Source organism: Thalassobacillus cyri, from assembly GCF_900107755.1.
GTDB lineage: Bacteria > Bacillota > Bacilli > Bacillales > Halobacillaceae > Thalassobacillus > Thalassobacillus cyri.
Genome location: NZ_FNQR01000021.1, coordinates 1 through 12,376 on the forward strand (window position 1 = coordinate 1; position 12,376 = coordinate 12,376).

Here is a 12,376-nt window from a genome sequence, read left to right on the forward strand (position 1 = left end):
ATGTGTAGTTTTTCTTCGGGGGTATACTGGCTCATAAGAGCACCTCCTATTGTCAGATGAGTGTCCAACAATAGGGGTGCACTGCACTTCGCCTTGCGGGATCTCAGCAATCATGTTCATCCCACAGGACTTTGAATTTGCATCATGAGAAATCACCGCACGAAGAAAATGCGTAGCATTTTCGAGGAGTCTCACCGTTTTCCCTGCCACCATATGATTGTGAGAATCTCGAAACGTCTATCAAGAATCGTGTACTTTTGAACCAGAATGTACGATCAATCCGTGATTGTGATAGGCTTCACTCAAAAATTATATAAGGACATTCAAGAGCGTTTTCGATAATCTTTTTGCGGCAAGGGGCGTAGGGGAAGGGTGAGACTCCTGCGGGAAAGGATAGACTGGCAAGACCCCACAGAGCTTTAGCTCGAGGAGGCTTGCCGGCTTCCCCGCGGAAAGCGAATCCTTCCCCTGCGCCCCTAGACATTACCAAACATCTCGAAATCAAGTCTTCAACTTTTCTACTCTATTTTTGAATAACTTTCTTGTGAAAAATCAACATGTTTAACTGAAAGTTGTAATAAAAAATCCGCACAGCCAAAGGGCTATGCGGATTATTGTTAATTACTTCAATTTATTGCGGAGTACCATTTGCAGGATACCGCCATGACGGTAGTAGTCAATTTCCACTTCACTATCGAAGCGCGCAACAACTTGGAATTCTTTTTTGTTGCCTTGTTCGTCAACTGCCGTCACATTTAGAAGATCGTGCGGCTTGACGTTTTCATCAACTTCAACATTGAACGTTTCGCGGCCAGTCAGACCTAAAGACTCAATGGTATCACCATCTTGGAATTGCAATGGCAGTACGCCCATCATAACAAGGTTGGAACGATGGATACGTTCAAAGCTTTCCGCGATGACTGTTTTAATGCCAAGAAGGTCAGTACCTTTAGCAGCCCAGTCACGAGAGCTTCCCATACCATAGTCTTTTCCAGCAATGACAAGCAAGCCTGTATCATCCTGCTGATATTTCATGGCAGCAGTATAGATAGGCATTACTTCTTCTGTCGGCCAGTAGGTAGTGAACCCGCCTTCTGTGCCTGGAGCCAGTTCATTACGGATACGAATGTTGGCAAATGTACCACGCATCATTACTTCATGGTTACCACGACGGGAACCGAAAGAGTTGAAGTTACGTGGGGATACACCTTTATCTTGCAAGTATTCGCCAGCAGGCATATCTTTTGGAATGGCTCCAGCTGGTGAAATATGGTCCGTCGTTACAGAATCACCGAATTTACCGATAGCTCTTAGATTATTCAACGGTTTAACTGTAGTCGGTTCTGCAGATAGCCCTTCGAAAAATGGTGGGTTCTGGATGTAAGTAGACTCACTGTCCCAATCATATAACGGCTCATCGGTCGTATTGATTTCATTCCATTTCTCGTTAGAATTGAAGACATTTTCATATTCTTTACGGAAAATTTCAGGAGTCACAACGCTTGCAACTTCTTTTTTGACTTCTTCCTGGGTTGGCCAGATGTCGCTGAAGTACACATCGTTGCCATCTTTGTCTTTTCCAATTGGTTCGTTTTTCAGGTCGATGTCCACTGTACCAGCCAATGCATAAGCGACAACCAATGGTGGTGAAGCCAGGTAGTTCGCTTTCACAAGCGGGTGGATACGTCCTTCAAAGTTACGGTTACCGGATAGTACAGAAGAAACAGTCAAGTCGCTGCTTGCAATCGCTTCTTCGATTTCCGGCTTCAATGGACCGGAGTTACCGATACAAGTCGTACAGCCATAACCGACCAGGTTGAAACCTAGCTGGTTCAAGTATTCCATTAAGTTGGAATCTTCAAGGTAGCGTGTAACTACTTTAGAACCTGGTGCCAGGGAAGTCTTGACGTACTCAGGAACTTCCAACCCTTTTTTTACTGCTTTTTTAGCAACCAATCCAGCTCCCAGCATGACATGTGGGTTGGATGTGTTGGTACAGGACGTGATTGCTGCAATTGCTAATGCACCGGTCTTCATGGTTGTACTCTTACCATCAGATAGGTCAAATGTGACATCCTTGTCGATTTCAGTCTTATCGAGACCGAAACCTTGTGGACCAGTTGGAGCTGTCAACGCTTCGTTGAAGGACTCCTTCATTTTGGATAGAGGAATCAAATCCTGAGGACGCTTAGGACCAGATAAGTTCGGCTCCAGCTCAGATAGATCGATTTCTACGAGCTCAGTGAATTCTGGATCCGGCAGCTCAGGAGAGTACCATAGATCGTTTTCTTTGCAATACTTTTCTACAAGTTCGATTTGCTCTTCACTGCGTCCGGTCAAGCGCAGGTAATCAAGGGATTCCCCGTCAACTGGGAAGAAACCGCAAGTAGCCCCATATTCAGGAGCCATGTTAGAAATGGTTGCCCGGTCGGCGAGCGGCATTTCTTGAAGTCCTGGGCCGAAGAATTCGACAAACTTACCGACAACTTTCTTCTCACGTAACACTTGGGTTACTTTCAAAGCTAAGTCAGTAGCAGTCGTTCCATTCGGGAAGCTTCCTTTCAGCTTGACACCGACAACTTCAGGAGCAGGGAAATAAGAAGGCTGACCCAGCATTCCTGCCTCCGCTTCGATACCACCGACGCCCCAGCCCAGGATACCAAGACCATTGATCATGGTGGTATGGGAGTCAGTACCGACAAGTGTATCAGGATAAGTATCAGTTTCACCGTTTTCATTTTCAACAGCGTGTACAACATTAGCCAGGTATTCGAGGTTTACCTGGTGGACGATACCAGTCGCTGGTGGAACCGCACGGTAGTTATCAAAAGCTTTTTGAGCCCAATGCAGGAATTCATAACGTTCCGCATTCCGTTCAAATTCCAATTCCATATTTATTTGTAATGCTTTCTCTGTACCATAAGCATCTACCTGGACAGAGTGGTCGATTACAAGGTCGACTGGGACTTCAGGGTTGATTTTCTCCGGGCTTCCTCCCATATCAACCATTGCTTTTCTTAATGAAGCAAGGTCAACCACAGCAGGTACCCCTGTAAAGTCTTGCAGGATTACACGAGACGGTTTGAAAGGTACGTCTTCCCCTTTTGCATCTTTTGTACCCCATTTTGCAAGGCTTTCCACATGCTCGTCTTTGATGACACGGCCGTCATGTTGACGAAGCAATGATTCCAGCAAGATACGGATGGAGAAAGGCAAGCGTGAAACTTTGCCTAATCCAGCATCTTCTAATGCTTTCAGTTGGTAGTAGTTGTAGGACTTACCATTGAGTTCAAATTGTTTTTTTGCATTGTAAGCATTATTGTTTGCCAATTTTCCTCTTACCCCCTCAGATGGAATTGAATAGTGCCGCAATCATTCGACTACACTATTCGTTAAATTCGATTTGTTACTTTTTTCAGAAAAAGTTCACAAATATGCATCTATCATTGTAAATGAAAACGATTTAGAAGTAAATTAAATTGGTCAATTTTTGTCACACTATAGGTATGAGAAGGAGGTGGACGACGTTGACAACGAGAAAAGCGAACCATGTACGACCGGGAATGAATGCTGCCAAAGCACAAGGTGGCGGTGCAGGATATCAAGAGGAAACCCCGCGTGAACCATTGACAGCAGAAGAAAGGATGTTCAATAAAAAGAAAAAGAAAAACCAGTAACTGTAGATATAGAGACGATAAAAAAACAGACGCCCGAGGGGAGCGTCTGTTTTTTAAAGCAGTTGATTTCTTATTTTGTCCAACTGTTCTTTGTAAGACTTCAATTGAGTTTCCTGATGCTCACTTGCTACAGTCAATGCTTTTTCAACTTGCTGGTAGGCCTGATTCACTTCTTCCTTTAGATGGGCCAGCTCTGTGCCGTAGTCTGCTTCATGAATGGCCATCAAGATATCATCTGCAGTACGCTCTGCATCATTGACTTTATTTGACGCATGTTGGAATGCTTCTTGTTTGTTTTGATAATAACTCACACAGACACCTCTTTTTTGTACTTTTGAAAAGTTTACTTTGTCTAAGGATTAAAGTATAAGAAAAACTAAAGCTTACACTACAGGAACTTGGCGATAGGCCAAGTTGTTCTAATGAATAGCATGCACCAGACAAAAGTTTTCCATACATATCATTCGACAAAAGCTCAAATCCTAAGCATGAAAGGAGCGATTACCATCACACATTCCAGAAAAGATAAACAACCAAATCAACCGTTAAAAGGTTCTAAAAAAGTGAAAAACCAAAATCATTCCCGTCAAAAAAAGCATGCTTCTCATGACATGTGATCTTCCAACTCTTGCATAGCTTGTATTAATGTCTCGATTTCCGTTTCTGCTATGGTACGGAAATCGAGAAAATAAGATTCATCGATTAAACGTCCGATGACTGCCGGACGACGCATACGTAAATATTTTTCAATCTCATGTGAGGGCATTTCAGTGGCTGTTACCCTGATACCATAGCTTGGAAGCTCAACTTCAGGCATAGTACCCCCGCCAACCTTGGAGATACACGCTTGGATTCCAAACTTCAGACGGTGTAAATTTTCTACTTCTCTTACAAATCCTTCGGCAGTTCTTTTTATTTCCTCCACTGATTTTGTGATATCCCGGTAAACATAATTTCCTTGGGACAGATTATCCCGTTCATATTCCTGCAACGTACTTTCTAATGCTGCCAGCGTCATTTTATCAACCCGAAGCACTCGAGCCAACTGATGCTTTTTCAATAAGTCGATATATTTCTTTTTTCCTGCTATGATTCCAGCCTGCGGGCCGCCTAACAGTTTGTCTCCACTGAAAGATACAATGTCTGCACCCGTGGCCAGCACGTCACGTACCCCTGGTTCCTTGCCGATATTGCGGGACTGGTAATCCACGATCGATCCGCTCCCTAAATCTTCATAAAAAATCATATTATTTTCTTGTGCTAACGGTACGAGGCTTGAGCTTGATTGTGACTCCGTAAACCCTTCCATATAAAAGTTACTCGTATGCACTTTCATGATCATGGCTGTTTCTTCATCGATAGCTTCTTCATAATCAAAGAGGTGGGTTTTATTGGTAGTCCCTACTTCGGTCAACAGTGCATCGCTTTCCTCCATCACTTTCGATACACGAAAACTGCCACCTATTTCTACCAGCTCCCCCCGTGATACGATAACTTTTTTTCCTTTTGCCAACGCTCTTAACACGAGATAGACTGCACCAGCATTATTATTGACTACCATTGCTGCTTCAGCCCCGGTTATTTGTTTCAAGCGTTCTTCCAGTATCGAGTGGCGGGAACCTCGCTTCCCTTTTTTAATATCGTACTCTAAATTCGAATAATTTCCAGCAACTTCGCTTACACGCGCGATAGCCTTTTCACTTAATCTCGCTCTTCCGAGATTGGTATGGAGCACTGTGCCGGTGCCGTTAATGACTTTATGTAAAGCTGGTTGTTCCCATAGGTTTGCAGCCTGCTTCACCTTATTGGTGATGATGTTGGTAAATCGATCCGCTTGTATATGATCACCATTCAGGATATCCTGTCTGAGTGATTCAACCGCTTGTTGTATCCAAACCGTCCACAATTTTTCTGTAACCTGGTGTTCTTTACGAATAGCAACGATGTCAGCTTGTCTTTGTAGTGCATCTACGGGAGGTATTTGCCGCAGCAGTTCATTCATTCCGTATCCTCCTCTCCCTTATTCAGTTATCAGTATATCCATTTTTAGGCTATAATTAAAATAACCGCTCTTCAATTGTGCAGAGCGGTTTCGTAAGGCGCCTGAATTTAATCTTCTTGTCCCCCTGTATTATACTAGGTTTTAGGAGGTGGAATGATGAGTAAAGAAGAAATCATCCGATTGACCGCATTATCGACGAAAGCTGGCTGAGGATGCAAAATAGGTCCTGAAGACCTGTCGCACGTGCTGCGACAAATCAACACACCTCAAGCAAATGCAAACGTCTTAGTGGGTTCTGGTACCAATGATGATGCAGGTGTATATAAATTGACTGAAGAGATTGCCATGATTCAATCTGTCGATTATTTCACACCGATTGTTGATGATGCCTACGACTTTGGCCAAATAGCTGCTGCTAATGCCCTGAGTGATATATACGCGATGGGTGGTACAGTCAAAACCGGCCTGAACATCGTCGGCTATCCGATTAAAAAATTAGGTCCGGAAATATTAGCTGCGATTCTGCAAGGAGCCCAGGATAAAATGGCTGAAGCGGGTGGTGATATTATTGGAGGACACTCCATTGATGACCAGGAACCAAAGTTTGGCATGGCTGTTACCGGTATTGCCCACCCGGCAAGAATTTATCAAAATTCTACCGCCAAACCGGGTGATGTCCTTGTCCTTACCAAGCCAATTGGCGTCGGTATCCATACCACTGCAATTAAGAGGGATCTTCTTGAACTGCATGAGACGCAACTTGTCACTAATACCATGGCTGCTTTGAACAAAAAAGCTTCCGAACTTCTGGCTGACTATCAGGTAAATGCAGTAACTGATGTCACCGGCTTTGGACTTTTAGGGCACGCGTTTGAAATGTCCAAAGGCAGTGGAGTGAGTCTCCATATTTCTAACAACCAAATTCCACAACTTGATAGGACATTAGAGTTAGCAGAAAATGGAGTCGTTCCAGGGGGCTCTAAGGCTAACCATTCCTGGCTTGAAGGTCAGGTCAATTACCACCAGGAGCTGACTGAAGCACAACAGCTCGTTTTATGTGATGCCATCACTTCCGGTGGATTATTGATTTCTATGCCGAAGGGTGAAGCTCAATCCTATGTCGAATCATTTAACCGGACAGCTGACACAACTGCTGCCATAATCGGCGAGGTAAAAGAGCAAGAAAAAATAAGGATTACTGTCCATCCATAACAAAGAGGCTGTCTATGGAAAAACTTTCCTAGTCGGCCTCTTGTTCATGCACGGAATTAAAATATACCTCAGGTTTCTTCAACCATTTCCTGACACTTTCCACCCTGATGGTCATACCGGCATCATCGCTTTTTTCCAACAAAGGTACAAGGTATTTACGCGATACCTGGAACGTCTCTTTCGCTTCTTTTAAAGAGAATACATTTTCTGTGACTTCGTATAATCGTTCAAAATGATCACGAATCGGATTGATATGGACAATATGTTTATCGTCTATTTCCCATGCTGACTGCTGTTGCAAAAAGAACAGACGCAATTCTTTCATCCAATCAGCCGGTATGGCATGCTCACATCCATAATCATCCCATTCCTTCACTTGAAGGCCATCATTCATCCAATCCCTTTTTAACGTATTCATCAGCTTCGTCCATTTTTCAGGAAAATATGGTGAAAATTCCGGAAGTGCAACAAATGGTCCTGTTGCTTTTAATTCGCCACTCTCGATCCAGGTATCTACCAATTGACTCCCTACAGATTTTTTCAAAGGAAGCTGAGTGACTACCTCCGGTTTATTTTTCCCAGCCCTGAGCGGGTAAAGATGATGGTACTCCCTCAAACGCTCCATAACGTTATGAAGCATTCGCTCATTTTCCGAAACGAGCATATATCCTTTATTCACTTTGATGATCCGTTGCCGGTCTATTTGGGAAGCTAAAAGGTTCTCTAATTGTTCTTCATCCATGGAGGTCTCTTTTAGTAATTGCTGTATATTCAGCCATTTGTACGTTTGTAACAGATTTTCCAAAAATTCTTCTGGGGTAGTCCTGCTTTTTTCTTTCAGCATTTCGATCGTCTCATAACTGAATTTATGCTTTCCTGCATTCGGATCGATCACCACTCCCCCTCCGATTGTTTCCACTGGTGTAGGCCTGCGAAGTATGAATCGGTCTCCTCTCTTGGCTACAATAGGCTCGTCTAATCGAAGCTGGCAAAAAATTTCTTCTGTGCTTTCTGTTACCTCGTTCCGATCAAAGAACACTATTCTCCCAGCCGCCTGCGTTGTACCGATATATATGTTCATTGGGGCTCGCTGCTTGATCGGATAACGAAGTTCATCAATCAATGTCATGCGTACGTCGATAGTTTTGGTAACCAGGAAAGCATCATTTTTCACCATGACATCCCCTCGCTTAACGTCCTCCTTACCAATCCCGGTAATATTAACAGCGGCACGCTGCCCTGCAAACGCCTGCTCTACTGGTTCATGGTGAACCTGGATTTGTCTGATTCTCGCTTTTTTATGTTGGGGGAGTAAAGTGATATGATCCTCTGCCATCAGACTTCCTTCAAAAATGGTTCCCCTGACAATCGTTCCCTGGCCTTTGATTGTAAAAGACTGATCGATCGGCATACGGAAGGAACCTGTTGTATCCCGAGGGGGCTGGTCAGCAACCTTCTTTTCAATCAATTGTTCCAGCTCGGTAACCCCCTTCCCGGAAAGGCTGTCGACAAATAGCAAGTCCGAATGCTGATAACTTTTCCCACTAATATACGAACGAATATCTTCTTCTACTAATTCCTTCATATCCTCATCAATCAAATCAGCTTTTGTAACTACCAATATAGCCTCTTCCACGCCAAGCAAGGATAATATATCCATATGCTCCTTGGTTTGCGGCATGATTCCTTCATCACCGGCAACTACTATGATAACCAAATCTATACCAGCAACCCCCGCTATCATTTGTCTGATGAATTTTTCGTGGCCTGGTACATCAATAATCGATACATTCAGATCATGGTTTTGCAATTTCAAAGGGGCAAACCCCGGTTCGATGGAAATATTACGGCTTTTTTCTTCTTTCAGACGATCGGTATCCACCTCTGTCAAAGCTTTTGTCAATGCTGTTTTCCCATGATCGATATGGCCAGCCATACCAATGGTATAATATCGTTTCAGCATAATATCCCTCTTTTCTTTCAGCTGGGTTGGAATCCATAAGAAAAACACGCTTGCATGGCAAACGTGTCATTCAGCTGGTAATACAAGCCGGAAAGTAGTTCCGATTTCAGCATTTGGATGAATTTCCATATATCCATTATGCTTATCTAAAATCTGATTACTGATCATCAGTCCTAATCCGGTGCCATTTTTTTTCGTTGTAAAAAATGGCTCGGCTATCTTTTTTACCAGGTCGTCAGAGATGCCTGGGCCCTCATCAATAATATCAATATACGCCCGGTTCTCTGTCCTGGATACTTTAATCTCCAGCAGTCCGCCTTCTTGCATAGCCTCTATGGCATTTTTAATGATATTGATGAAAACTTGTTTTATTTGTGATCGATCACAAAATATGAAAATGCCTGTTGGTATTTCCGTCCTTATGGTTATACTCTGCATTTTTGCCTGTGTGTTCATCAAAGTGATCACATCTTCCAGCATTTCTTTTAAGGATTCACTGGTCCGTTCATCAGTCATCGGTTTTGATACAAAAAGCAATTCAGAGGTGACCGACTCCATCTTTTCGATTTCTTCTAACATGATTTTATAATATTCCTCTTCCTTTTGAATTCCTGCCTGCAGCAATTGGAGGAAACCTTTCAAAGAAGTCAACGGGTTTCTGATTTCATGAGCGACGCTGGCAGCCAGCTGCCCGGCCACTGTCATCTTTTCTGATTGCATCATCTGTTCTTCCATCATATTATTGTCCGTTATATGCTGGGCGATGGTCAGTATATAAGTGTTACCGTCTTCTGGGTTATATCTTTTTGATATCATCGTACGCATCAGTAAATACCGGCCATTCTTATCCTTCACTAATAGGTTCGTGTGATGGGTCTGGTCCGGCTTCTGTCCAAGCAGGTTTCGAATCTTATGATGATCTTTGATATGAAGGTAATCCCCCGCTTTGGAATCCACGACTTCATCGACTTCAAAACCTAACCATCGAGTCACCGATTTAGAAATATATTTGATATGTCCTTCCAAATCAAAAATCGTCACAAGATCATTTCCGTTATGTTCAATCCACGACTGAAAACAATCGGGTAGAGAGGAATAATTAACGTATGTATAAGGAGTATATTCTCCCTGCTGGTCAGATGATCCAAGGTCATGGTTGCCCATTCTACCCGCCCCTTCCTTTCTATCTAAATATATAGTATCCTACTTTGAAAAGCTACATCAAGTTGTAGAATGTAATTTACGGGAGAAAAAGATACTGAAATGAAAAGCTTGTCAATTTATCCCTCAGCTTTTATAATGGCTTATGTTACCTACAGGGCAATTTTCATGGGGCTGGTTGCTATGCTGGTGCAGGCCACAGTCTTCAAAACTGCTTGTGAGGCGCGTGTCGTCTCAGGTGGGTTCGATTCCCACACAGTCCCGCCAAATAATTTAACTTTATCATACTATAATCTGGCAAACTGGTAAAACTTTTGACCTAATATGCCATGATTACTATCGTTAAAACTTGTTTGTTACCAATATATGATGAAATAGGTGGTATTATGTCAGGAGGATTTGCAGCGTTTATAATTGGCTGGGTCATCATCATGGTTGTCCTGCTGAGTATCGGCGGATTCTTTATGTTCCGGAAGTTTTTAAAACGGCTTCCGAAAGAAGATGGGAAATCCGATATGGATTGGGAAGAGTATTACTTAGAAAAATCCAAGCATATGTGGGGAGATAAAGAAAAGCAATTATTAGAGGATCTGGTCTCTCCTGTCCCAGAACTATTCCGGGACATCGCCCGTCAAAAGATCGCAAGTAAAATCGGAGAAGTAGCCCTGAAAAAAAACCGAAAAAAAATAACGCAGGATGTTATTATCGAAGGCTATATTATTGCTACACCGAAGCGGGATCATAAATTTCTGATCAAAACACTGGAACAGAAGAATATTGATCTGACGCCTTACCAATATCTCTTCCATGAACAAACATAAAGCCTGTCCGGACCTCTTAAGTTCTGGACAGGCTTTCTTTCATTACTTCATTTTCAGGCAGGGACTTTGCCAGTTGCAAATAACGGTACAGCATTGCCATCCGCCAGGTAACAATCATGCCAAAGGCTAATAAGAAAAACATACCACTTGTTTCACCAAATGATACATGTTGTCCAATCAACAGTTTCAATACTATCCTTAGACCCAATAAACCGAATAATATGAACATAAAGGCTTTGGAAGGTTTCAGGTAAATGTCCCCTTCTCTTATCTCGAAGTTTGAGGTCTTTATCAAAAAGATAGAGAATAAAGCCCCGAAACTTATAGCTTCTAAAACTTGTATCCAATCGACACGGAAGACAGGAAGAACAAACATGAATGCTCCTGTACTCATAAACAGCGGTGGTAATATGATCTTTTTAACACTGGCAGGACGGCGGGCAGCCCTCATCCTTACAAAAATCATTGCTGTGGCCATGAAGGCTGCTACCACTGTACTTGCAATCAACCAAAACATATTCAATCCACTCATTTCCATGCTTTAACTAAAAATGTGGCTTTCTCGTTCCCGCCACCATACCGTCCACATTTCCGAACGATCTTTTAGGAAAGTTCTTCATCTCCATGATCCTGGGCGATGGTCAAAATGATTGTCATCGTAACACCTATGACGGTCAAATATACGCCGAGGTCAAAAAGCAACGCTGTCGCAAGTTCTGTCTTTCCAAGGATCGGCAGCTGAAAATAAGCGAATGTCTGGCTTAAGAAAGGCTGACCGAAAAGGAAGGAACCTACTCCAGTAGCTACTGCGATTAAAAGTCCTACAGGAATGACTACTCGAAAGTTGATCGGAATGATTTTAGAAACAGCTTTCATTCCATAGGCCATATACATCAATACGATGGCAGTTGAGGTCATCAATCCTCCGATAAAACCGCCTCCTGGTTTATTATGTCCGGCAAAAAACAAGTAGATGGAAAATGCGAACAAAATGAAGGCGATCAAGGTTGTGGCTGTCCTAAGAATCAAATCATTTGTTTTTATCATCATGCAGTAACTCCTTTATGACGTAGATAGTATTAATTTTAATATAAAATCCTGTTAAAATCCATAGTTTGATACCAGGGGAAACGGGAACTATCATCACATGTCTTAAGTATTCAGCTATCGTGCTTAAAAAATGCTTGTAAAAGCTAAAATATGTAAAACTTAAAAATTGAAAATTTTGTGAATATAGCTTATAGTTAAGGTAACCATAGAAAGAATCGTAAATACTAAAAGTGGGGGTGCGGTATGGTTCGGACAGCTATTTCCCTGGTTATGAGTTTTGTTTTCTTGGTTATCCAAACATCGATTGTTATGGGAATCAAGGGATACGAGATGATTTTTTTTGACAATTACTCCTTGCTGGCATCCGTTTTGGCTGTAAACTTCTTTTTAAGCTTTTCCATATTGACCAATATTAAATATTGGATCAACGGCCGCTATGAAAAAACTAACTCTCCTATTGATCAATAATCAGTAGAAAAAAACCTTCTTT

At 42.4% G+C, this 12,376-nt stretch carries 12 protein-coding genes and 1 tRNA gene; 6 read left to right on the forward strand and 7 right to left on the reverse strand.

The annotated features are described in order from the left end of the window. Window positions 1-621 precede the first annotated feature (621 nt). Complete coding sequence (gene acnA, locus BLV00_RS18535) at window positions 622-3,330, reverse strand: aconitate hydratase AcnA (protein ID WP_093046434.1); 2,709 nt, start codon at window positions 3,328-3,330, stop codon at window positions 622-624. A gap of 197 nt (window positions 3,331-3,527) precedes the next feature. On the opposite strand from acnA, the gene sspO reads away from it, so the two are divergent. After that, window positions 3,528-3,677, forward strand: coding sequence for a small acid-soluble spore protein O (gene sspO / locus BLV00_RS18540; RefSeq protein ID WP_093046435.1), 150 nt, complete (start codon window positions 3,528-3,530; stop codon window positions 3,675-3,677). 53 nt (window positions 3,678-3,730) lie between these two features. Here the strand turns inward: sspO and BLV00_RS18545 are convergent, their stop codons facing one another. Beyond that, window positions 3,731-3,988 carry a hypothetical protein gene (locus BLV00_RS18545; RefSeq protein ID WP_093046436.1) on the reverse strand — a complete coding sequence of 86 codons (258 nt, stop codon included), beginning with the start codon at window positions 3,986-3,988 and terminating at the stop codon, window positions 3,731-3,733. 177 nt (window positions 3,989-4,165) lie between these two features. Between BLV00_RS18545 and BLV00_RS18550 the strand changes: the two genes are divergently transcribed. Further along, window positions 4,166-4,294 carry a small acid-soluble spore protein P gene (locus tag BLV00_RS18550; RefSeq protein WP_143030752.1) on the forward strand — a complete coding sequence of 43 codons (129 nt, stop codon included), beginning with the start codon at window positions 4,166-4,168 and terminating at the stop codon, window positions 4,292-4,294. On the opposite strand, the gene selA is transcribed toward BLV00_RS18550, so the two are convergent. Continuing rightward, window positions 4,282-5,679, reverse strand: coding sequence for an L-seryl-tRNA(Sec) selenium transferase (gene selA, locus BLV00_RS18555; RefSeq protein WP_093046438.1), 1,398 nt, complete (start codon window positions 5,677-5,679; stop codon window positions 4,282-4,284). The genes BLV00_RS18550 and selA overlap by 13 nt on opposite strands. Before the next feature lie 156 nt (window positions 5,680-5,835). On the opposite strand from selA, the gene selD reads away from it, so the two are divergent. Further along, complete coding sequence (selD, locus tag BLV00_RS18560) at window positions 5,836-6,891, forward strand: selenide, water dikinase SelD (RefSeq protein ID WP_093046439.1); 1,056 nt, start codon at window positions 5,836-5,838, stop codon at window positions 6,889-6,891. Between the two features lie 28 nt (window positions 6,892-6,919). Here selD and selB read toward each other — a convergent pair whose 3' ends face one another. Then, complete coding sequence (gene selB / locus BLV00_RS18565; protein ID WP_093046440.1) at window positions 6,920-8,854, reverse strand: selenocysteine-specific translation elongation factor; 1,935 nt, start codon at window positions 8,852-8,854, stop codon at window positions 6,920-6,922. Window positions 8,855-8,920: 66 nt separating this feature from the next. Next, the gene (locus BLV00_RS18570; protein ID WP_093046441.1) at window positions 8,921-10,018 is read right to left on the reverse strand and encodes an ATP-binding protein; all 1,098 of its coding nucleotides are present in this window, start codon (window positions 10,016-10,018) and stop codon (window positions 8,921-8,923) included. A 167-nt stretch (window positions 10,019-10,185) separates the two neighbouring features. Between BLV00_RS18570 and BLV00_RS22105 the strand changes: the two genes are divergently transcribed. Together BLV00_RS22105 and BLV00_RS18575 are read left to right on the forward strand one after the other, a co-directional pair. After that, window positions 10,186-10,282 (forward strand) — tRNA-Sec (locus BLV00_RS22105). Window positions 10,283-10,398: 116 nt separating this feature from the next. Next, complete coding sequence (locus BLV00_RS18575; protein WP_093046510.1) at window positions 10,399-10,836, forward strand: DUF2621 domain-containing protein; 438 nt, start codon at window positions 10,399-10,401, stop codon at window positions 10,834-10,836. Window positions 10,837-10,852: 16 nt separating this feature from the next. On the opposite strand, the gene BLV00_RS18580 is transcribed toward BLV00_RS18575, so the two are convergent. Both BLV00_RS18580 and BLV00_RS18585 read right to left on the reverse strand, forming a co-directional pair. Next, the gene (locus BLV00_RS18580) at window positions 10,853-11,353 is read right to left on the reverse strand and encodes a CcdC family protein (protein WP_093046511.1); all 501 of its coding nucleotides are present in this window, start codon (window positions 11,351-11,353) and stop codon (window positions 10,853-10,855) included. 86 nt (window positions 11,354-11,439) lie between these two features. Continuing rightward, window positions 11,440-11,883: a Na(+)/H(+) antiporter subunit B gene (locus BLV00_RS18585; RefSeq protein WP_093046512.1), complete on the reverse strand. Its 444-nt coding sequence runs from the start codon at window positions 11,881-11,883 to the stop codon at window positions 11,440-11,442. 246 nt (window positions 11,884-12,129) lie between these two features. On the opposite strand from BLV00_RS18585, the gene BLV00_RS18590 reads away from it, so the two are divergent. Further along, on the forward strand, window positions 12,130-12,354 hold the full coding sequence (locus tag BLV00_RS18590; protein ID WP_093046442.1) for a hypothetical protein: 225 nt from the start codon (window positions 12,130-12,132) through the stop codon (window positions 12,352-12,354). Window positions 12,355-12,376: the final 22 nt, after the last annotated feature.

Bases quoted from the DNA above. Each gene is read 5' to 3' on its own strand.
- BLV00_RS18550 (WP_143030752.1), top strand. From the start codon at position 4,166: ATGAAAGGAGCGATTACCATCACACATTCCAGAAAAGATAAACAACCA.
- selA (WP_093046438.1), bottom strand. From the start codon at position 5,679: ATGAATGAACTGCTGCGGCAAATACCTCCCGTAGATGCACTACAAAGA.
- selB (WP_093046440.1), bottom strand. From the start codon at position 8,854: ATGCTGAAACGATATTATACCATTGGTATGGCTGGCCATATCGATCAT.
- BLV00_RS18570 (WP_093046441.1), bottom strand. From the start codon at position 10,018: ATGGGCAACCATGACCTTGGATCATCTGACCAGCAGGGAGAATATACT.
- BLV00_RS18580 (WP_093046511.1), bottom strand. From the start codon at position 11,353: ATGTTTTGGTTGATTGCAAGTACAGTGGTAGCAGCCTTCATGGCCACA.
- BLV00_RS18585 (WP_093046512.1), bottom strand. From the start codon at position 11,883: ATGATAAAAACAAATGATTTGATTCTTAGGACAGCCACAACCTTGATC.
- BLV00_RS18590 (WP_093046442.1), top strand. From the start codon at position 12,130: ATGGTTCGGACAGCTATTTCCCTGGTTATGAGTTTTGTTTTCTTGGTT.